The following is a 21,363-nucleotide window of genomic DNA, read 5'->3' on the forward strand; positions in this document are numbered from 1 at the left end:
CATTTTACCCGAGCTGATTGATGGTTGGTGGTTGACGGTTGATGGTGAGAGCCTAGCTAGCAAGGCGCTTTTCACTACCAACCACGAACCACACACCATCCACCGCCTTCCTCAGTACCGGATCCACCAACATCCGGCCGAGGGCACGATGCGGAAATAGGTGATGACCGAACCGGCGTCGTCCTGGGCTCGCGTCTGGTCCACGCGCATCATCCGCGGTCCCGGGCCGCGCCGCGCCGGCGGCGGAGCCGGCAGAAGCGGAGACTCCTCCCGCAGGCTCTGCTCGGCGGAGTTCGGCGTCTCGGGATCGCTCGCATCGGCCGGCGTGTCGGTCAAGGGGCCGGGCAGGGCCAGGGGCGGGGTGTCGACGGTATCGTCGCGTTCGGCGAAAGGATCGTCGCGGCGCTCCGGCATCACCAGCTGCACGTCCATCAGCGGCTGCTCGCTGAAACGCGAGAGCCGATCCATCAGCGCATAGGCCTCGCGCGTACCGATGCCGGTCCACAGGTAGTAGGCGGCCAGCTTGTTGACGTCCTGGGCTTCCAGCGCGGCGCGCACGCCGTACAACAGGTCGTCGCGGCTCAGCGCGCAACTGCGTGCGGCGGCGACGCTGCCGCTACTGCCGACGACGGCGTTCGGCGAGGGGCGATCGATCGCCTGCATCTCGCTGCAGTCGCGGTCGGTGAAGATCGCCTCGCCCTGCGCATTGACGCAACGATGGATGCCAGTCTGCGCGTTCGCCTGCCCCAGGCCGAGGGCGGCCGGTGCGAGCAGCAGGAACAGCGCGGCAACGAGACGGAGCATCCGCTCAGGTTAGCGCGCCCTCAGCGCAGGCGCGAGAGCACCGCCTCGGTGGGTTTGGCGAGGTTCAGCGTGTAGAAATGCAGCTCCGGTGCGCCGCCCGCGACGAGGCGTTCGCACATGCGCGCGACCAGGTCGGCGGCGAATTCGCGGATGCTGTCGGCATCGTCGCCGAAGGCGGCCATGCGCTTGCCGATCCAGCGCGGGATCTCGGCGCCGCAGGCGTCGGAGAAGCGCTTGAGCTGGCTGAAGTTCGAGATCGGCATGATGCCGGGAATGATCGGCGCATCCACGCCGGCGCGTCGCGCCTGTTCGACGAAATGGAAATACGCGTCGGCGTTGTAGAAGTACTGCGTGATCGCCGCATCGGCGCCGGCGTCCATCTTCGCCTTGAAATGCGCCAGGTCGGCCAGTGCGTCCTCGGCCTGCGGGTGCATTTCCGGATAGCAGCCGACGTGGATGCGGAAATGGTCGCCCTGCTCCTGGCGGATGAAGGACACCAGGTCGCCGGCGTAGCGCAGGTCGCCCATGCGCGCCATGCCCGAGGGCAGGTCGCCGCGCAACGCCACCAGCTGCGTGCAGCCGAGCGCACGGTACAGGCGCAGCAGCTCGCGGATCTCCTCGCGCGTGCCGCCCATGCAGCTCAGGTGCGGCACGCTGTCGAAGCCGTGCGTCTCGCGCAGTTCGCGCACCACATCGGGCGTGTAACTGAGGGTCGAACCGCCCGCGCCGAAGGTCACCGAGACGAAATCCGGCGTCCATGCCTTGAGCTTGCGTGCCGTTCGGTCGAGCTGGACGCGCTGCTCGTCGGTCTTCGGCGGATAGAACTCAAAACTGATGGCTGGCGTCATGACAGGCAGGGCGGGAACGTCTGGGGCTAATATATCTCTTGTTCGCGATAAAAGGATATATGCGATAGTTCGCTAGGCGCGGGCCGGCTCGCGTGACATCCTCGGCCCATGGTTCCAGGGGACCCGGCCGCCACGCACGCCAATCCCACGCTTCGGCAACGCGCCGAGGATCTGCACGAGCGCGCCATGCTGGGCGGCGTGTTCTACCTGCTGTCCTGGCTGATCGTCGCCTGGATCGGCGACGTCTGGGAGCGCAGCGCCCGTACCGCCGCCCTGCTCAGCCTGGTTTTCATCCTGTTGTGGGTGCTGCGGCTGCTCGTGCGCGCCTGGTACCGGCGCGACCCGTCGACGCGCGCGGCGGCGAGCCTGCGTCGGCAGTGGGCCATCCTGCTCACCACCGGCGGCGTCTGGGGCTGGGTCGCGGCCTGGTCCTTGCTGGAACCCGCCCTGGGCCGCGCGAACGCGGTGACCCTGCTGTCCACGGTTTCGCTGGCGATGGCTTTCGCGCAAGTGTTCTCGGTGAACCCGCGTCTTTCCCTGCTCGGCACCAGCCTCGTCTTCGTGCCGATGCTCTCGGTCGTGCTGCTGCAGAACCGCGCGCCGGGTGTGGCGATGGTGCTGATGCTGACCCTGGTCTATCTCGTCGCCGTGATAGGCCGCAGCCATCGCGAATACGAAGGCAAGCTCGCACTCGATCAGGAGCTGCGCGAACAGCGCGACCGCTTCGCCGAACAAAGCCGCACCGATGCGCTCACCGGCGTGGCCAATCGCGGCCATTTCCAGCAGGGGCTGGCCGCCTGCATCGAGACCACGGTGCCACTGGCCCTGCTGATCGCCGACCTCGATCATTTCAAGGCCATCAACGATCGCTACGGCCATACCGCCGGCGACCAGTGCCTGCGCCAGGTCGCGGCCATCATGCGGCAGTGTTTCCCCGCCGATGCCCTGGTCGCCCGTCTCGGCGGCGAGGAATTCGGCGTGCTGCTGCGCGGCGAAGCGGCTTACGAAAAGATGGCCGAAACCTTCCGCGAACAGGTCGCGCGACTGCGCATCGGTACCAGCGATGGCGAGCATGTCGTACTGACGATCAGCCTCGGCCTCGCGTATTTCCAGCCGGAACGCCACGGCGACGGCGATGCGCTCTACGCCGCCGCCGATGCGGCGCTCTATCGCGCGAAGCAGGCCGGGCGGAACAGATTGGAGCTGGCGTGAAAGGTTGGTGGTTCGTGGTCGGTGGTTGGTGGTTGGTGGTAGTAGCCAAACGCTCTTACCATCAACCGCTCAAACAGATTGATGGTTTGTGGTTCGTGGTTGGTAGTCGTAGCTAACCGCACTTACCATCAACCACTCACCACCAACTATCAACCGCCCCTCAATGTCCATCGCCATGACCGATTTCGCGCGCCGCCGCCTGTTCCCGGGCGACGGGCGTCGCACCGCCATCCAGGACATCACGGCCGAACAATTCGTCGAGCGCCTGAACGCGGAAACCCCCGAACGCATCATGGAAGGTTATGCGCCGTTCTGTCGGCTGCATGCGCATCGCAACTGGACGTCCACGCGCTGTTCGGTGATCGCCATTGACGAAGGCAATCGCGGAAAACTGCGCAGCGCCTACGAAGCGCGCACGCCGGCCGAACTCGCGGTACTGGTTCGTTGGTTCGAAGGCATAGAACCGCCGGTCGCGAACTACCTGCTGCCGATCCTGTACGACCGCGCGCAGTTGGCGAAGGAGGGCACGGCCATCGACGCCGACTGGGGCATCGTCGGCTGTTTGTACACGATGACGCCGGACGAAATCCCGATGGTGCCGATCACGATGCTGCGCAACGCCCTCGGCGTCGAAGAAGGCGGCAGCGGTGTGGCTATCGACCGTGCTGCCTATGCGCGCAGCGTCGAGTTCTGGTCGAAACACGCCAATTGGCGGTGAGTTCTGGTTGATGGTGTGTGATTGGTGGTTGGTGGTGGTCGGGCGACGCGGAGCTTCCGCCTTTACCACCACCACGAACAACACATCACCAACCGTTAACGGCAACCATCTCTCGTTCCTCGTTACTCTGCACTCGTTCCTGTGCGCTGGTTCCCAGGTATCGGCTTTGCCTTAACCCGGGCTATGTGTCGCGCAAAGAAAACAGGCGCCTTGCGGCGCCCGTCTCTCGTTCCTCACTCCTCTCCACTCGTTCCTCGCTCCCCGCTACTCCGGTGCTTCCTGGCAGCGATACTCCAGGCCCTTGCTGCCCTTCACGCGTTCGATGCTGTTCTTGCCGTAGCAGGCGCCGTACAGGTATTCGCCCACGGCGACGGGGTAGGAGGAGCCCATGCCAGACGCGGCCAGCGTCCAGGCGCCGCCGCCGATTTCGGTCTCGCATTCCTTGCCCTTCAGGCACCACGAAACTTCCACCACGCGACCGCAGTTGTTGGCGATCACCTGGCCGCCACCGCTGATCTTCGAATCGCCGCTGGCCAGTTGCACCATCGCTACGCAATGCGTGGCTTCCAGGTCGGCGCGATGCGGCGCATCGGGCCCACCGATCACGCATTGGCCTTCGCGATAGCGGCCGGTCTGGTAGCGCGTGCTGCCATCGGCCTGCGGCGTCAGCAGTTTGCATTCGCGGCCATTCCGCGAATCGACGACCTCGCGCGCTTCCTGCACGCGTTCGCTGATCGCGTTGCAGTCGAGCTGTCTGGGAGGCTTTCCTTGCAGGTAGCTCTCGGCGTCATAGCCCATCTGGCACAAGTCGAGTTCGGCCTTGACCACGCTCAACGCGAGCAGCTGCGAACATCGCTCGCTCTGTTGCCGTTCGTCCAGCGCAGGAAGGGCTTTGCCCTGTTCTCGTCGATAGGCCAAATGCTCCTGCGCGATACAACGCTCTACGGGATCCTTTTGCGCGCTGGGGCATAGCGCCAGCTCAGCGGCCTCCGTCGCCGACCGGGCGTCCGCGGAGGCGTAGTCCTTGTACCAGAGGTCCATGAACCCCTGGACGGACGGATCGTCCGGGCTGGCTCCGATGTGGGTGGCCACCTCGTCGGCGCACGCCTGACGCAAGCGCTGGCCGTAGCTCAAACGAGGTGATGGCGGGGGAGCGACGGGCACAGGGGGTGACGGTGGCGCGGCAGGCGACTTCGCCATTGCGGGTGCAGGCGCAGGTTTCGCGGCGGGTTTGCCGCCGCCCTTGCCGAAACCGCGACGGAATTCCTCTGCGCCCGCGACATGCCGATCCTCGAGCAGGAAACGGTTTATGCATATCTTGAGCCTGGTGGCGAGCACGCCGCCCTCATACCAGGTGGCCATCGATTCGTCGCCGGACCGTCGCGATCTGGCGGCGTTCTCTTCGCCGATCGGCAGCGCCGTTTCATCGCCTCGCACGAGGCCTTGCAACTGTTGGCGCGCGGCAGCGTTGAGCGGGCTCTCGTGGTAGGTAACCGAGTACAGCGCTTGCTGCGAGTTATCGAACTGGTTGACGGCGTTGTTGTGGCGACTGTAGGCATCCACTTCCGCCCGGCAGTACGCATTCACATCGCGTACGCGCGGGTCGTTCGCACGTGGGTCCGTCTGGGCTTGTGCGCCCGCTTGCGCAATAGCCGCCAACAACAGACCTGCCCGGACAGTTCGAGAACCGCTCATTCCGAATCCCCCATTCGAAAGGCTGGCCCCACTCTACTCCGAAGTCGTAGCCCGGGTTGAGCGCCATCGGCGCGATACCCGGGACCGCGAGGTGTCTCCGAATTCTACGTAGCTCGGGTTGAGCGCCATCGGTGCGATACCCGGGGCCGCCGGTTGCGTCGCGATGGTTCCCGGGTATCGGCTTCGCCTCAACCCGGGCTACATGGGCACGGAAAGAAAACGGGCGCCTCGCGGCGCCCGCTTCTCGTTACTCCGCACTCGTTCCTGGCTCGGGATCGACGGCCAAGCGCGTGCCCTTGAATCGTCGCGCCGCCCACCACGCGACGATCGGTAAGCCGACGGTCAGCGTGAGGATCTCGGTGAGATACATCGCACGCACATAGAAGCTCCAGTCTTCTCTCAAGTAGGCCAGCACCCACCATCCGGTCGTCAGCAACGGAACGATGGCACCGACGACCAGGGCATGGCGGCCGTAGATCCTGGCGACCGCGGGCGCAACAAGCAGAGCTAGCAAGGCCGGTCCGACGAAGCCGGCACATAGCATGCCCACGCGGTCGCCGGTACGCGTCGTCGGCAGGAAGCCGATCTTCTGCACAAATGGCTGCCAGAAGTCATGTATCAGGAACAGCCCGACGACGAATATCGGCAGCAGCATCAACTTCAATGCCGTCGGATCGGCCAAGTCGCGCGCGTCTTCGCTCTCCTGCATCGGTGCAACGACCAAGCGCGATTCATGCATGGCCCGATGCAGGCCAGCCGACAAGGCCGCTAGGAATAACGCGAACCAGAAGGGCGTCACCATCATGATGACGAATCCGCCCAGGTCTTCGCGGTCGAAGAACGAGTCCACATGGACCGTCAGGAAGAGCAGGGCGATGCCCATGCTCGCCAAGAGCCAGTTCCGGCCATACAGGCGCGCGACCGGGTAGGCGATGGCGAGGGCCGCCAGGAAAGGGGCGACCAGCTTGCCGAACATGACGAGATGGGAGGAGTACGCGTCGAAGTCGCTATCGAACCCGAACCGCGCCAGCCGGTGCTGGATTTCGAAATCGATGCAGAACGCGGTGGCCGCCAGGATCGGCAGCATCGTCAATTTGAGCCAGCGCGGCATGGGAGTCGTCATACGGGGATGGTAGCCCGGGTTGAGCGCCATCGGCGCGATACCCGGGAATGCATGATCGTTTTGTCGTTGTCCCCCAAAGAAAACGGGCGCCTCGCGGCGCCCGTTCCCATCAACCACAAACCACGAACCCCCAACCATCAATAGCGGTAATGCTCCGGCTTGTACGGGCCTTCCTTCGCCACGCCCAGGTACGCGGCCTGCTCGTCGGTCAGCACCGTCAGCTTCACGCCGATCTTTTCCAGGTGCAGGCGGGCCACTTCTTCGTCGAGCTTCTTCGGCAGGATGTAAACCTTGGCCTCGTACGTGTCCTTGTTCGCCCACAGGTCGATCTGCGCCAGCGTCTGGTTCGAGAACGAGTTCGACATCACGAAGCTCGGGTGGCCGGTGGCGCAGCCAAGGTTCACGAGGCGGCCTTCGGCCAGCAGGAAGATGCTGTTGCCTTTGGCGAAGGTGTACTTGTCCACCTGCGGCTTGATGTTGAGCTTGGTCGCGCCCGAGGCGTTCAACTTGTCGACCTGGATCTCGTTGTCGAAGTGGCCGATGTTGCAGACGATGGCCTGGTCCTTCATGGCCTGCATGTGCTCGAGCGTCAGCACGTCCTTGTTGCCGGTCGTGGTGACGTAGATGTCGGCGCGGCCCAGCGTGCTCTCGACCGTGTTGACCTCGAAACCTTCCATCGACGCCTGCAGCGCATTGATCGGGTCGATCTCGGTGACTACGACGCGGGCGCCGTAAGCGCGCAGCGAATGCGCACTGCCCTTGCCGACGTCGCCGTAACCGCAGACTACGGCCACTTTGCCGGCCAGCATTACGTCCATCGCGCGCTTCAGGCCGTCGGCCAGCGATTCACGGCAGCCGTACAGGTTGTCGAACTTCGACTTCGTCACCGAGTCGTTGACGTTGATCGCCGGCACCAGCAGCTTGCCCTGTTCGAGCATCTGGTACAGACGGTGCACGCCGGTGGTCGTCTCTTCCGACACGCCCTTCCAGTCCTTGACCACATTCGTCCAGAAACCCGGGCGCTCCTTGGCGACGCGCTTGAGCAGATTCTTGATGATCTGCTCTTCGTGCGAACCGCTGGGCGTGTTCACCCAGTCGCTGCCCTTCTCGAGCTCGTAACCCTTGTGGATCAGCAGGGTGACGTCGCCGCCGTCGTCGACGACGAGTTCCGGGCCCTTGCCGCCCGGGAAGGTCACCGCATCGAGCGTGCAGTCCCAGTATTCCTCCAGCGTCTCGCCCTTCCAGGCGAAGACCGGCGTGCCGCTCTTGGCGATCGCGGCGGCCGCGTGGTCCTGCGTGCTGAAGATGTTGCACGAAGCCCAGCGCACGTCGGCGCCGAGGTCCTTCAGCGTTTCGATCAGCACCGCCGTCTGGATGGTCATGTGCAGCGAGCCGGTCACGCGCACGCCCTTGAGCGGCTTGCCGGCGGCGTATTTCTTGCGGATCGACATCAGGCCCGGCATTTCCTGCTCGGCGATATCGATTTCCTTGCGGCCCCATTCGTGCAGGGACAGGTCGGCGACTTTGTGGTCGGGTGTGAGATTGGTCACAGCGTTCATTGTTCTAGCTCCGTTGCGAGGCATCGCGGCGGAATGGGCCATGGATGCGGCGTAAACCGCGCTGCCTCTGTTAACGGGCGCCGTTGGTACGGGTACCGCCCCCGAGCCTGGTCCCGGGGTCTCCGCCTTGCGCGGACCGGGGTTGCAGCGCCCCTCGGGGGGGTGGCCCTGGCGGGCCGGGCGGGATTATAGCCGCTTGCCGCCTTACTCGCAGTCCCGAAAATCCGACAAATACGAAGCGGCGGGGGTGGGCGGGGCAGGGAGGGTCTATGAGACGCAATTGATGAATCGTCTGACGATACGATAGGCGGGTTCGTAGCACTCTGAGGCTTGGCGCGTGGGAGAGAGCTCGCCATGGAAGAGATGGCAACGCATCAAGTAAACGGCCTCGATCACTCCCGCAAATAACTCCTCTCGACTGCAATAGAAAGTATACGAGCCACACTTCATCGAGGTGCCGCTCCTGGTTGTGTTCAGTAGGTCTGCAATCTCTTTTGGCGCCGCTTGTTCGTATAGCTCCCTCAGACAGCTTTGCTGATTAGTTCTTAGAGCGGCAAAGCTAGGTTGCGCACACAGGTCCTTTAGGTCGTGCTTCGCCTGCGTATACGACAGAACTGGCACTCCGGACTTGTTGAGAACTGAAGATTCGACAGTTCCGTTCTGTTTTCTCTCGATCTTGAAGTTGTAGCCATACGAGCTATCCTGCTCGATGCGCGGCGGCCGATCATTTAAGTAGATCCCTCTAAAGGTAATCCTGCGTTTTGCCTCGTCCTTTCCAGTGTTGATTTCGTAATGTTCAAGTCGATGATGAAGAAAGCCGATGTCGCTCCGAAATTGTTCGGCATCTTCAGACATGGTCTCAATCAAGGGGCGCAGCACATTGCCAACCGGACTCGAATTCCACTTCAGCTCGTTGATGATCTTCCGGTCCTGCGTTTCCGAGTATGCGCTTCGATACCATGCATTGAAGGCCAGCCAGACCTTCACGAACTGGCCGAGATAGTCGATCTCCGACATTCTCAGCCAAGCCTCGCGACTATCAATAAAGGTATTCGGCATGGTCAGAGGGGCTCCCGAAGTTGTCGAAGGGCGGCCCGCTCGCCATCTTCAATGGCGATCTCGACCGCGCGCTTAGCGGCGTCGAGGAGGCGGGTGGCCCCCTGACGGTGAGCAAAGCTCTCCTCCACTAGTCGCCGAATGTCCAGCTGCAGTGCCTTGGGAGCCACCCATACTCGAAACTCGGCGATATCTGTTGGATAGAGTTCAATCTGCCCCGATGAACCGCGTAGTCGCTGGTCAACCTGGAGTTGCCCCGCCAACGAGTTGAGAAAAACCGCCAAATAGACCGGATCCAGTGTGTTGTTCGGGCGCAAGATCGTGACGTGGTTGTCGGGCAGCGCGGAGACATCATGCAAGTAGGCTGCTGCGCGTCCTATGGTGCCAACTCCGGTCCCGTTGAGCAAAACGTCACCGGATTGAATAAGCAAGCTGTCGTCATCAAAGATCGCGTGGCGATTGTCGTCGTTGTGGCGAACCTCGTTGCGCAGAACGTGCTTGGAGTTAATAACTGGCAATCCCGCATATGCATACTCCGGTTGCTTTCCGCGAGAATTGAAAAGCAGCTGGTCGCCCAAGCGCTCGCAGCTGCCTTTGGTCGCCATCATGGTTGCCAGGGCAGCGAAGCGGGGTTGGAAGTACTGCGCGTCTAAACGGCCCGCCGCGACAGCCTCCAGGCTAGTGCGCACGTAGGTCAGAGGCTCGGGCGGTGTCCAGACATGCAAGCCAAGAGCATTCATCAGCAAGTCGCCTGCGTGATCAAGAGCGGACTCGGCCTTCTTGCGCTGGCTAAGTGCAGCAAGAACTGTCGCTTTGACCTGCCCCTGCATCTCGCCAGACAGCTTCGGTGCCACGATGTCCCGGAACTCGAGGAGCTTGATCTCTGGTCGGGTGGCTTTGATTCCGCGGCGGCGAAGTTGCGCCTGTCCGAATCGCGAGTTCAGGAACGTTGAGAAATAGTGAGGGTCAAAGCCCGCATCTCTGCGCAGACGCAGCAAGCCGACATGCGCAATTGTGTTTGCGCCCCTGAAATCTTGATCGACAACTGTGCTTTTTCCGAAGTAGACACCAGTCTTGGTGACCAACACATCGCCGGTTTCGAGCCGAGACCGAGACAGTGTCTTGGCGTGAGAAGAGGAAATGTAGCGACACTTTGCTTTGTTGATCCATCCTTCTTCGATCGCTTCGCTCAGCACGAATGCGACTCCATCATCGACGTAGTCGGCGCTACCATGGTCCCCGTCGGTTACAAGGCTGCAAATAGATTCGATGGGCTCACACGTGTAGCCAGACTTATTCAAGAGCTCAATCGGAACTGAATAGGTCGGTCCGTAGTACTCCGAACCTATCGTCATCTCGTTCTCGAGTTCGCAGAGGTTGACCTCTGAAGCCTCCAGCCCCTCCAACAGGCGTTCATAGCGCGCCTTGTCGAAGGGGCTCATCGAAAAAAACTCAAGTTCTCTTTCTTGGCGAACTCGGCAAACGTTTCGGCAATGCCGTCGCCAGTCAACCCTTCGTGGTTGAACAGGTCATGCTTGACGATCAGGTGCCCGTGACCGTCGAGCAACGGCTTACCGTCCGAGTCGGCGCGGTAGATCTTGTCGCCTGAGTTGTCTTTGCTCGGCTCGCGCATGGTGGCAAAGAAGATCGGATAGTCCATTCTCTTCGGGCACAGCGGACCCTTGGCCGGATCGTTGTTCCACTTCTGCACGAAGAGCACGCTTGTCTTGGTGCCGGTATGGGGCTTGAACACGTTGCCGTGCAGGCCCACCACGGCCAGGATGCGGCCATGCTCAGCGATGTACTCGCGGAGCGCCTTGTCACTGGCGTTGTTGAAACGTCCCTGCGGCAGCACCACAGCCATGCGGCCACCGGGTTTGAGGAACTGCAGGTTGCGTTCGATGAACAGGATGTCGCGCCCCACGTTTGTCTGGTGCTTGACCTTGACCTTGCGGAAGGTGCCGTCGGCCATCTTGTAGATCACCTCGTGGCTGGCGTGTAACGCTTCCGGGAAGGTGGGTGCACGCATCATGGTATCGACGATGTTCTTGTCGTCAGGGTCCACCTTGGCGGTCTTGTCGAAGCTGACAGTGCGGGCCAGGTCGTACTTGGCGAGGATGCGAGTTTCCTTGATGTCGCCCGCGAAGGGCGGGTTCGCCATCAGGATGTCGAACTGGAAATCGCGGTTCTCTTCCCTGGCCGCGCGCAGCTTGCGAAGGCGCTTCCAGCCTTCGCCGTACACATCGAGCCAGGCTTCGTCCTTGGTTTTCTCATCCCAGCGTTCGTAGTCCAGCGTGTTTAGGTGCAGCACATTTGTCTGACCATCGCCGGCGATGAGGTTGAGCGTGCGGCCAACGCGAACGGTTTTCTCGTCGAAGTCAATCGCAAAGACTTTGTCGCGCACGTAGTCCTCGCAGCGCACCGGCTTTTTCTCCGTCGTGAAGAGGTGGCTCTTGTTCAAGCCTTGCTCTTTCATGATCTGCTGCCACACATGGAAGATGGCATGAACCGGAAAGCCACAGCTGCCCGCTGCGGTGTCGATAAGGGTTTCATGCTCCTGCGGGTTCATCATCTTCACGCACAGGTCGATGACGTACCGCGGCGTGAAGTACTGGCCCTTCTCGCCCTTGCTGGACTTGTTGATGAGATACTCGAACGCGTCATCCACGACTTCGAGGTTGGAGTTGAAGAGCTTGACCTTTTCGAGTGAGGCCACGCACACGGCCAGATGGCTGGGTGTGAGTTCGATGCGGGAACCCTCTTGGAAGACGCCCTCCCACTTTCTTTTCGCCTTCTCGAATAGATCCTGGATCTTGGCTTTGAGCTCGGCTTCGGTGTCGCCGTAGTTCTTGAAAACCAGGTGCCTTTTCGTGTCGCGGCCGCTCTCCAATTCGTCGTAGAGCTTGGTGAAGATGAGCTTGAACAGCTCCTCAAACACATCCACGCCGGCGTTGGCCAGGACTTCGTCCTCCATTTCGAGGATCAGGTCCTTGAGGGACTTGCGCTCGTTGACCAGTTTGTCGTGCTTGATCAGGTCGTCGATGGTCCAGCGCTCGGAGAGGATGTCAGAGAGCTTCTCCAGGCAGCTCGGAATGCGCGGGATGTCCTCGAAGTAGTTCGGGTCTTTGCGGTGGTAGTAAGAGATCTGCTGCCCGTTTGTCCACACGCCCATCGGGGCACCAGTGGCATTGCAGTAGCTCTTGAGCTGCTCCTTGCCATCCTTGAGCTTGGGCTTCTTCAGCTCGACCAGGATGTAGGGCGCAGATGCCTTGTCCTTGTCGAAGATGCAGATGTCGGCTCGTTTCTTCTCGCGGCCAAAGGTGACTTCGTACTCTACCGCGATGCGGCTGACGGGGTAGCCAAGATCAAGATGCAGCACGCGCAGATAGAGCTGGCGCACAGCCTCTTCCGGCGTGAGCTTGATGGGCTTGCCGCGCACCAGGCAGGCGAGGTAGGGCGCTGCGGCTTTGCCTGCCTCCTTGAGCGTGATCCCGGCCTCCAGCGCGGCGACATGTTCGTGCTTGAACTGATCGAGGCGGTAGGCGCTGTCTTTCAACAGATCCGAAAGTGTCGTGGTCATGCATTACCTTGCGGAAAGAGCATTGGAGCAAGAGGGTAAAGACTATGCCGGCCAGTACACGCGCTTCAACGGCACCATTCGCTTGGTCTCTGCATCCGTCTGGTCATAGTGTTCGACCAATGCTCGGACAAGATCGTCGAGCGTCCATAACGTCATCGGCACTTGCGCCCGCTCGGCTTCATACAGAGCGTCCTTGCTGAAGCCGCCGGTGCTTACGTAGAGGCCGCGGTCGCCCGGGTGACGGCCGCCGAGAAAGCTGCGCAGCGCAGGGCTGCCCATCTGTCCGCTGCGGTGTTTGACCTCAACGACGATGCGCGGGTCACGAAAACCGAAGCCATCGGGTGAAGCGATGATGTCCTTGCCGCGATCGGGGCCGATCGGCGACACGCGCGTCTTGAAGCCCATCGCACGCAGGATGCCGGCGACGAGCTGTTCCATCTCGCGTGGCTCCAGAGACGCGACCATGTCCTTGATCTGTTCGCGTGCCTGTTCTTCGATGTCGATGGCCGTTTCGTTGGCATCCGTGTCAGCGTGCGCATCATTGGAAGCGGGGGCGCTGGGCTTGGGGCCGGCCAGGATTTCTTTGGCCGCTGTGGCAGGCACCTTGAAGACGGTCAAGGTTGAGCCAAGGCTGTTCTTGGTCGACATCGACAAAGCGTCGCGCTGGACCTCCTGAGCGTTCCATTCGACCGGCCGCACGAGGGACATGCCTTCGTCCTTCCACTCCATGTGCAGTTCGGTCGCGCCTTTGACGACACCGATGAGATAGGTGCGATTGGCGGGCGAGTAGGTCAATACGTGGTCGCCGACTTCGATTTCGTTGACGAAACGCCAGACCTGCGATGCCCCGGAGATGATGGAGCCGGACTTGAAGCCTGGTTCGGCTTGCGCGAAATGCGCAGCCAATTGCTTGCGGGTGACCCCGGGTTTGGCGTGCGGCGCCAACTGCCACCAGCCGATGGCGGCTACGCCTTTTTCCCGGAACTCGTCATAGAGCGTTCCGCCTTCGCCGCGGACCATCCACATATTCGCCATCACCCACCCCCGGTCATCCCGAAGGATACCCGGCTTGACGCATAAGGGGCGAGGGGCTTGGCTCTCGCTATGGGAGGTTGACCGAGCTGATTTCGCAGCCCATTCCGTGTGTTCCAAGTCACATGCCCAGTTGGTCGGTCGCGACTTGCGTCGCTCCTACAGAGTCTCCTCCGCCGTGACCCTAGATAGGGCGGCTACACTATGTCTGACACGGAAGCCCCCATGACCAACCCCGCAATCACCCCCTGCCCCTCCTGCGACGCCGTGCTGTTAGGCGACTACTGCGCCGCCTGCGGGCAGCGGGCGCCGCGGGCGGCGGATTTCACGTTGAAGTCGTTCGCGCGGGAGTTGTGGACCGAGGTGTCGGGCAGCGATTCGCGGCTGTGGCGCACGGTGCTGGGCCTGTTCCGCCCGGGGGTGCTGACGCTGGCCTACCTGCAGTACCGCTGGCGCGCCTATCTGCCGCCGCTGCGCCTGTACCTGGTGATGAGCGCGCTGTTCTTCCTGCTGGCCTGGGATGCCTACTTCCAGGCGCAGCTGCTGCAGGCGCGCAGTGCGCCGCCGGAGGCGATGCCCGAGGCGGTGCGGGGGATGTTCAATGACCCGGCCATCTCCGAACGCATCAGCGATTGGACGGCGTTCTATCGTTTCGCCGGCGTGCTCTTCCTCGGCTTGTTAGTGAAGCTGCTGCATTGGCGCCTGCCGATCGGGCGGCATCTGGTGTTCGCCGCGCATTATTACTGCGCGGACTACGTGATCTACCTGCTGGCTTCGCCGCTGCTGTATTACGCCTCGGCGCAGGCTTACCCGTCCGCCCTTGGCGGCGTGACCGGCGTGGGCATGCTCTGGCTGCTGTGGTGGGCGGTGCTGGCGGACCGGCGCGTGTATGGCGGCGGCTGGGCCGGCAATGTGTTTCGCGGCCTGTTGATCCTGTGCGCCGACGTGATGATCAGCATGATCGGCGGGCAGTTGGCGATTGCGTCGGTGTTTTTGAGTCGGGCGTAGTCAATCGCGAAAAAAGAAACGGGCCGCGTGAGCGGCCCGTTTGTTTGACGCGAGGTTGAAGCGGTCGCGACTTGCGTCGCTCCTACAAAGGCAGCGACTTACTTCTTGCCCTTCAGGCCCGCATCGCTGCGCAGGGCGTCGGCGCGGTCGGTTTTTTCCCAGGAGAAGGCGGTGGCCTTTTCCTTCTTGCCGTTGGCACCGACGTATTCCATCTGCACCGGGGCGCGGCCGAAGTGGCCGTAGCTCGCGGTGGGCTGATAGATCGGGTGCAGCAGGTCGAGCATCTTGGTGATGCCATAGGGGCGCAGGTCGAAATGCTTGCGGATCAGCTTCTCGATCTTCTCGTCGCTGATGCGGCCGGTGCCGAAGGTCGTCACCGAAATCGAGGTCGGTTCCGCCACGCCGATCGCGTAGCTGACCTGCACTTCGCAGCGGTCGGCCAGGCCGGCCGCGACGATGTTCTTCGCCACGTAGCGCGCGGCGTAAGCGGCCGAACGGTCCACCTTCGACGGATCCTTGCCCGAGAACGCGCCGCCGCCGTGACGGGCCATGCCGCCGTAGCTGTCGACGATGATCTTGCGGCCGGTCAGGCCGCAGTCGCCCACCGGGCCGCCGATGACGAACTTGCCGGTCGGGTTGATGTGGATCTTCGACTTCGGCAGCGCCTTCAGCCATTCCTTCGGCAGCACGGGCTTGAGGATGTGCTCGTACACGGCTTCCACCAGCGCCTTCTGCTTGATGTCTTCGTCGTGCTGCGTGGACAGCACCACGGCATCGAGGCCGAGGATCTTGTTGCCTTCGTAGCGCAGCGTGACCTGCGACTTCGCGTCCGGGCGCAGCCACTTGAGCTTGCCGTTCTTGCGGACCTTGGCCTGTTGCTCGACCAGGCGGTGCGAGTAATACAGCGGGGCCGGCATGAATTCCGGCGCCTCGTTGCAGGCGAAGCCGAACATCAGGCCCTGGTCGCCCGCGCCCTGTTCTTCCGGCTTCTTGCGGTCGACGCCCTGGTTGATGTCCGGCGACTGCTTGCCGAGCATGTTGATGATGGCGCAGGTGTGGCCGTCGAAACCGACGTCGGAATTGTCGTAGCCGATGTCGTTGATGACCTTGCGCGCGAGCGCTTCGATGTCGACCCAGGCCGAGGTGGTGACTTCGCCGGCGACGATGGCGGCGCCGGTCTTCACCATGGTTTCGCAGGCGACGCGGGCGCGCTTGTCCTGCGCCAGGATGGCGTCGAGAACGGCGTCGGAGATCTGGTCGGCGATCTTGTCCGGGTGGCCTTCGGAAACGGATTCGGAGGTGAAGAGGTAGCTGCTCATTTCAGGTCTATATCCTTTGATTCGGATGAAAGGATGGATTTTGGGAGGCGGAATGATACACGCCCGGGGGCAGGGGTGCATCTTGGCGCCCCGGGCGTTGCACCGATGTTAAGCCAGTGCCGCCCGGCGCGGGGGTTTCCGGCGCTGTCACACGGCTGTCGCGCCGCTGCCATGCGCCTGTCAGGGCCACTGCCTAGCCTGCGCCCAATCCAATGACGGGCCCGCGCATGCTCTCGCTCGAACGCCAGGTGGCCGAACGCTTCCCGCGCTGGTTCTCCGGACGGCGCGGCCGACTGATCCGCCCGCTCTGGCGCGGCTACGGGCGTTTCGCTGGCCTGGAGGACGCGCAGGCCTTTCTGGACGCGAATGCGCACCTGACCGGTTTCGCCTTCGTCGAAGCGGCCCTGGACTTCCTCGACGTGCGCTATACGGTGGACCAGGTCGAACGCGGACGCATTCCCGCGACGGGGCGGATGCTGATCGTTGCAAACCATCCCTCGGGCGCGATCGATGCGTTGGCCCTGCTGCATCTGGTGGGGCAGGTGCGGCGCGACGTGAAGATCGTCGCGAACGACCTGCTCTGCGCGCTCGACGGATTGAAGGAACTGCTGCTACCGCTACGCATCCTCGGCGGGCGGCCGAGCGCCGACAGCCTCGCGGCGATCGAAGCGGCGCTGGCGAACGAAGAATGCGTGATCGTGTTTCCGGCTGGCGAAGTCTCGCGCCTAGGCTGGCGCGGCGTGACGGATACGCGTTGGCGCCGCGGTTGCCTGCGTTTCGCCCGCAAGGCCGATGCGCCGGTGCTGCCGGTGAAAATCCAGGCGCGCAATTCCAGTTTCTTCTACGGTGCGTCGGCGCTGTATAAACCGTTCGGCACGGCCCTGCTGCCGCGCGAAATGTTCGCGCGCCGCGGTCGCCGCATCGACCTGCGCATCGGCCTGCCGCGCCGCGTGCCGGAGCAATCGAAACCCGAGGCCGCTTTGGCGGCGATTCGCCAAGCGCTGTATGCGATCGGCACGCGCCGCGAAACGGCGCCGCCGGGGCCGGAGCCGCTGATTGCGCCGGTCGATCGCGGCATGTTGCTCGCAGCGCTGCGCAACCTGCCGCTGCTCGGCAGCACGCCGGACGGCAAGCGCATCCATGCGGGGCGCTTGCCCTCCGATTCGCCGCTGTTGCGCGAAATCGGTCGCCTGCGCGAGCTGAGCTTCCGCGCGGTGGGCGAGGGCACGGGCAAGAAGCTTGATGTCGATGCCTACGACACCTGGTACGAACACATCGTGCTCTGGGACCACGAGGCGCTGGAGATCGCCGGGGCGTATCGTGTGGCGCGTGGGGAGAAGGTTTACGCCGAGCGCGGCCTCGCCGGCTTCTACACCGCCGCGCTGTTCAAGTACGGCTGCAAGCTGTTGCCCAAACTGGCCGAGGGCATGGAGCTGGGGCGCAGCTTCGTCGCACCGACGTACTGGAACTCGCGCAGCCTCGACTATCTTTGGCTTGGCATCGGGGCTTATCTGCGCCGGCATCCGGACATCCGCTATCTGTTCGGGCCGGTGTCGATCAGCGCGGCCTTGCCCATCGCCGCACGCGAACAGCTCGTGGCCTATTACGCGCGTTACTTCGGCACGGCGTCAGGTGAAGCGAGCGCGCAACGGCCTTTCCGTTACCTGGGCGAAGCGCCGGTCTTCGGCGAACTCGATGCCGATGCGAGCTTCCGCGTGTTGAAGGCGAACCTCGATGCGCTCGGCGCCCGCGTGCCGACGCTGTACAAGCAGTACACCGAGCTCTGCGAACCGGGCGGCGCGCGTTTCCTCGCGTTCGGCGTGGATCCGGACTTCAATAACGCGGTCGATGGCCTGATCGAAGTGGACCTGCACCAGGTCCGCCCGAAGAAACGCGAACGCTACCTGCAAGGCGGGGCGTCGGCGCTGCCGCCGTCGGATCGGGAGGCGGCATGAGCCCGGCCCGCGCCAGCGAAACGATGCTGCGCGCGGTCTTCATCTCCGACGTGCACCTGGGTTCGCGTCATTGCCATGCGAATGAACTCGCCGACTTCCTGGCGACCCTGCGCTGCCGAAAGCTCTATCTCGTCGGCGACATCGTCGACCTGTGGTGGCTGGCGGAGAAGCGCGCGGTCTGGGGCGCGGCCCAGCACCGCGTGGTCGAAGCCCTGCACAACTTGGCGCGCAACGGCACCGAATTGATCTACGTGCCGGGCAACCATGACCGGCCGATCCGCCGCTTCTGCGGGCTGATGCTGCCGCGCATGAGTGTGCGTCGCCGCGTGATCCACACCTTGCTCGACGGTCGGCGCCTGCTGGTGACGCATGGCGATGACTACGATGCGGCGACGCAGTACGGCGGTTTTCAGGAAGCCTTCGGCGACTGGCTGTACTACGTGATCCTGCACGGCAATCGCATCGCCAACGCGATGCGTCGGCGCCTGGGGTTGCGCTATTGGTCGCTCGCCGATTTCCTGAAACGGCAGAGCGGGGCGGCCGAGCGTTACATCGAACGTTTCATGCACGCGGCGTTACAGGATGCCTGTCGCCGCGGCCTGGACGGCATCGTCTGCGGTCATATCCATCGCGCCGACCTGTGCACGGTGGACGGGTTGGTCTATGCCAATGATGGCGACTGGGTGGAAAGCCTCAGCGCCTTGACCGAAGACGCCGAGGGCAATCTGTGCCTGCTGCGCCATTGCGGCAGCGAGCAGGTGCGCCTGCACAGCCGCCGCCCGCCGCTGCGCCTGGTAGCGTAGCCCGGGTTGAGGCCCTCGGGCCGATACCCGGGACTGCCTTACGCCATCGGGAGAAATCGCAACCTTCGCGTGACGCTGTCGTGGTCCCGGGTATCGCGCCTTTGGCGCTCAACCCGGGCTACGGGGCGCTTGTAATACCATCGTGGCATCGCACGCCCGGATGTCGCATGGATTCGATCACCCACCTGTTCCTCGGCGGCGCCGTCGCCGCCGCCATCGCGCCGGCGAAATACCGCCGCACGGCGCTGGTCTTCGGCGCCATCGTCAACAGCCTGCCCGATCTCGACGTACTGCCGCTGTTGTTGTCCGACGATCCGGTCGTACGCATGACCTGGCATCGTGCCGCGACGCATTCGCTCCTGCTGCTGCCCTTCGCCGCCCTGGCGATCTGGTGGTTGCTCAAACGCTATTGGACGCCGGTGCGCGAACAGCCGCGTCGCTGGTTCTGGCTGATTCTGGCCTGCTTGCTGGCGCATCCGCTCACCGATGCCTTCACCGTCTACGGCACGCAATTGTTCTGGCCCTTGCCGGTCGCGCCGACGATGGGCGGCAGCGTCTTCATCATCGACCCGCTGTTCACGCTGCCTTTGTTCATCGGCTGCGTCGTGGCTTTTTTTGCCCGCGCGAAACCACTGGCCGGGCATGCCTTGAATCTCGGCCTGTTCCTGGCGGTGGCTTATCTCGGCTGGTCGCTCGTGGCGAAATCGCAGGTGGAGCGCGTGGTTGCGCCGTCGCTGGCATTGGCGGGCCTGGATGGCGCGCCGCATTTCGTGACGCCCATGCCGTTCAACACCTTGCTCTGGCGCGTGGTGGCGATGACGCCGGCGGGCTTCGTCGAAGGCGAATACTCGTTGGTCGCCGATGGCGGGGCGCCGATCCGTTTCCGCCACCACCCCAGCGATGTCGCGGTGCTGGCGCAGGTGAAGGATTTCCCGGCCGTGCGCGAGCTGGCCTGGTTCAACCACGGCTTCATGAAGGCCGAGGTGTTCAACGGCCAGGTGGTACTGAGCGACCTGCGCATGGGTTCGGAGCCGGACTATTCCTTCCGTTTCGCCGTCGCCCAGCACGACACGCAGCGCTGGTACGCCATTCCGCCGCAACAACTGGAGTGGCCTTGGGCCGCGCGCGAGCGCTTGCCTGCCATCTGGCGTCGCATCTGGCATGCTGACGAGGCGACGAGGGAGGAATTCGAATGAGCCAGGCACTCGCCCACTTGCCCCCGCAGGTCCGGCAGCAGGTCGAATCGATGCTGTCCAAGCTGCCCGAGGCCACGCGCCAGCAGGTGCTGAACTCGCCGATGCTGCAGAAGATCATCGCGCGCGCCGAGCAGGAGATGCAAAGCGGCGGCGGCGCGAAGATCGCGTCGGTGGCGCGAGCCGCGCAGCGTGCGACCGAATCGAACCTGGCGCCGCGGCCGACGCCGCAGGGCCATTACAACGGCACGATCCAGCCCGGCGACCGCGTCAGCCTGCGTGGCTGGATCGTGTTGCTGGTGGTGTTGGGCAGCATCGCCTGGATCATGAGCCAGCTCTGAGCGCCTGTTCTAGGCGCGTTGCGCCGCCGCCGGCTACCATGCGCCGCATGCGCATCGGCCCCCACGACATCGAACCCAACCTGGTGCTGGCCCCGATGGCCGGCGTCACGGATAAACCTTTTCGGATGCTGTGCAAGCGCCTGGGCGCCGGGCTGTGCGTGTCGGAAATGACGATCAGCGACCCGCGTTTCTGGAAGACGAGCAAATCACTGCATCGCATGGACCACGAGGGCGAGCCGGCGCCGATCAGCGTGCAGATCGCCGGCACCGATCCGGCGCAGCTGGCCGAGGCGGCGCGCTACAACGTCGCGCACGGCGCCCAGATCATCGACATCAACATGGGCTGCCCTGCGAAGAAGGTCTGCAATGTCTGGGCCGGTTCCGCGCTGATGCGCGACGAAGCCCTGGTCGCGCGCATCCTCGCCGCCGTCGTGGCCGCCGTCGAGGTGCCGGTGACGCTGAAGATCCGCACCGGTTGGGACCGCGAGCATCGCAACGGCCTGGCCATCGCCCGCATCGCCGAGGACAGTGGCATCGCCGCACTGGCCGTGCATGGGCGCACGCGCGACCAGCATTACACCGGGGAAGCCGAGTACGAGACGGTGGCGGCGATCAAGTCGGCTTTGCGCATTCCGGTCTTCGCCAATGGCGATGTGGATACGCCGGAGAAGGCGCAGTACGTATTGAAGGCGACCGGCGCCGACGGCTTGCTGATCGGCCGCGCGGCGCAAGGGCGTCCGTGGATCTTCCGCGAGATCGCGCATTACCTCACGACCGGCGAGAAGCTGCCCTTGATGCCGCTGGCCGAGGTGCGCGCGATCCTGCTCGGACATCTCGAACACCTGCACGCGTTCTACGGCGAACAGTCCGGCGTGCGCATCGCGCGCAAGCACCTGGGCTGGTATGCGAAGGAGCGGCCGGAGCACAGCGTCGAACAGCGCGAGGCGTTTCGCGCCATCGTCAATCGCGCCGAAACGTCGGCCGAGCAACTGCGCCTGACGCGCGATTATTTCGATGCGCTGATCGCCGGCGTCGCGCCGGAATTCCCGGTCGCGGCGTAGCCCGGGTTGAGGCCAAAGGCCGATACCCGGGACCACGACACGAATTCTTCCCGGGT

General features: G+C 63.5%; 18 protein-coding genes and 1 riboswitch. Of the genes, 8 read left to right on the plus strand and 10 right to left on the minus strand.

From position 1 onward, the window contains the following. Positions 1-111: 111 nt before the first annotated feature. On the minus strand, positions 112-804 hold the full coding sequence (locus tag QM707_RS02285) for a hypothetical protein (RefSeq protein WP_415000256.1): 693 nt from the start codon (positions 802-804) through the stop codon (positions 112-114). Positions 805-824: 20 nt separating this feature from the next. After that, entirely contained in the window at positions 825-1,652 is an 828-nt protein-coding gene (gene metF, locus QM707_RS02290; protein ID WP_415000257.1) for a methylenetetrahydrofolate reductase [NAD(P)H], read from the minus strand. Between the two features lie 108 nt (positions 1,653-1,760). Between metF and QM707_RS02295 the strand changes: the two genes are divergently transcribed. Continuing rightward, positions 1,761-2,864 carry a GGDEF domain-containing protein gene (locus QM707_RS02295; protein ID WP_415000258.1) on the plus strand — a complete coding sequence of 368 codons (1,104 nt, stop codon included), beginning with the start codon at positions 1,761-1,763 and terminating at the stop codon, positions 2,862-2,864. A 163-nt stretch (positions 2,865-3,027) separates the two neighbouring features. Beyond that, a complete protein-coding gene (locus QM707_RS02300; protein ID WP_415000259.1) occupies positions 3,028-3,582 on the plus strand; it encodes a DUF3228 family protein in 555 nt (184 codons plus the stop codon). 264 nt (positions 3,583-3,846) lie between these two features. Here QM707_RS02300 and QM707_RS02305 read toward each other — a convergent pair whose 3' ends face one another. From QM707_RS02305 to QM707_RS02335, 7 genes are all read right to left on the minus strand, one after another. Then, positions 3,847-5,277 (minus strand): hypothetical protein, encoded by a 1,431-nt coding sequence (locus QM707_RS02305; protein WP_415000260.1) that lies wholly within the window; start codon positions 5,275-5,277, stop codon positions 3,847-3,849. 247 nt (positions 5,278-5,524) lie between these two features. Continuing rightward, entirely contained in the window at positions 5,525-6,538 is a 1,014-nt protein-coding gene (locus QM707_RS02310; protein ID WP_415000261.1) for a hypothetical protein, read from the minus strand. After that, positions 6,538-7,959, minus strand: a complete 1,422-nt coding sequence (gene ahcY, locus QM707_RS02315; RefSeq protein ID WP_415000262.1) for an adenosylhomocysteinase — start codon at positions 7,957-7,959, stop codon at positions 6,538-6,540. Before ahcY ends, QM707_RS02310 begins: the two co-directional genes overlap by 1 nt. 68 nt (positions 7,960-8,027) lie before the next feature. Beyond that, positions 8,028-8,121, minus strand: a riboswitch (S-adenosyl-L-homocysteine riboswitch). 105 nt (positions 8,122-8,226) lie between these two features. Next, on the minus strand, positions 8,227-8,976 hold the full coding sequence (locus QM707_RS02320) for a hypothetical protein (protein ID WP_415000263.1): 750 nt from the start codon (positions 8,974-8,976) through the stop codon (positions 8,227-8,229). A 44-nt stretch (positions 8,977-9,020) separates the two neighbouring features. After that, positions 9,021-10,457, minus strand: a complete 1,437-nt coding sequence (locus QM707_RS02325) for a hypothetical protein (protein ID WP_415000264.1) — start codon at positions 10,455-10,457, stop codon at positions 9,021-9,023. Further along, entirely contained in the window at positions 10,454-12,595 is a 2,142-nt protein-coding gene (locus QM707_RS02330) for a type I restriction enzyme HsdR N-terminal domain-containing protein (protein ID WP_415000265.1), read from the minus strand. The genes QM707_RS02325 and QM707_RS02330 overlap by 4 nt, the downstream gene beginning before the upstream one ends. A 42-nt stretch (positions 12,596-12,637) precedes the next feature. Next, complete coding sequence (locus QM707_RS02335) at positions 12,638-13,615, minus strand: restriction endonuclease (RefSeq protein ID WP_415000266.1); 978 nt, start codon at positions 13,613-13,615, stop codon at positions 12,638-12,640. A 237-nt stretch (positions 13,616-13,852) separates the two neighbouring features. Between QM707_RS02335 and QM707_RS02340 the strand changes: the two genes are divergently transcribed. Then, positions 13,853-14,635 carry a DUF3667 domain-containing protein gene (locus tag QM707_RS02340; protein WP_415000267.1) on the plus strand — a complete coding sequence of 261 codons (783 nt, stop codon included), beginning with the start codon at positions 13,853-13,855 and terminating at the stop codon, positions 14,633-14,635. A gap of 98 nt (positions 14,636-14,733) precedes the next feature. Here the strand turns inward: QM707_RS02340 and metK are convergent, their stop codons facing one another. After that, the gene (metK, locus tag QM707_RS02345; protein ID WP_415000268.1) at positions 14,734-15,954 is read right to left on the minus strand and encodes a methionine adenosyltransferase; all 1,221 of its coding nucleotides are present in this window, start codon (positions 15,952-15,954) and stop codon (positions 14,734-14,736) included. Positions 15,955-16,181: 227 nt separating this feature from the next. Here metK and QM707_RS02350 point away from each other — a divergent pair, with 227 nt between their 5' ends. The 5 genes from QM707_RS02350 to dusB all read left to right on the plus strand — a co-directional run bounded on the left by QM707_RS02350 (position 16,182) and on the right by dusB (position 21,307). Beyond that, positions 16,182-17,909 carry a lysophospholipid acyltransferase family protein gene (locus QM707_RS02350; RefSeq protein WP_415000269.1) on the plus strand — a complete coding sequence of 576 codons (1,728 nt, stop codon included), beginning with the start codon at positions 16,182-16,184 and terminating at the stop codon, positions 17,907-17,909. After that, entirely contained in the window at positions 17,906-18,712 is an 807-nt protein-coding gene (locus tag QM707_RS02355; protein ID WP_415000270.1) for a UDP-2,3-diacylglucosamine diphosphatase, read from the plus strand. The genes QM707_RS02350 and QM707_RS02355 overlap by 4 nt, the downstream gene beginning before the upstream one ends. Before the next feature lie 167 nt (positions 18,713-18,879). After that, positions 18,880-19,908, plus strand: coding sequence for a metal-dependent hydrolase (locus QM707_RS02360; RefSeq protein ID WP_415000271.1), 1,029 nt, complete (start codon positions 18,880-18,882; stop codon positions 19,906-19,908). After that, a complete protein-coding gene (locus QM707_RS02365) occupies positions 19,905-20,246 on the plus strand; it encodes a hypothetical protein (protein WP_415000272.1) in 342 nt (113 codons plus the stop codon). The genes QM707_RS02360 and QM707_RS02365 overlap by 4 nt, the downstream gene beginning before the upstream one ends. Before the next feature lie 47 nt (positions 20,247-20,293). Beyond that, positions 20,294-21,307 carry a tRNA dihydrouridine synthase DusB gene (gene dusB / locus QM707_RS02370; protein ID WP_415000273.1) on the plus strand — a complete coding sequence of 338 codons (1,014 nt, stop codon included), beginning with the start codon at positions 20,294-20,296 and terminating at the stop codon, positions 21,305-21,307. Positions 21,308-21,363 lie beyond the last annotated feature (56 nt).

Source organism: Arenimonas sp., from assembly GCF_047602345.1.
In the GTDB taxonomy this organism is placed as follows: Bacteria; Pseudomonadota; Gammaproteobacteria; order Xanthomonadales; family Xanthomonadaceae; genus Arenimonas.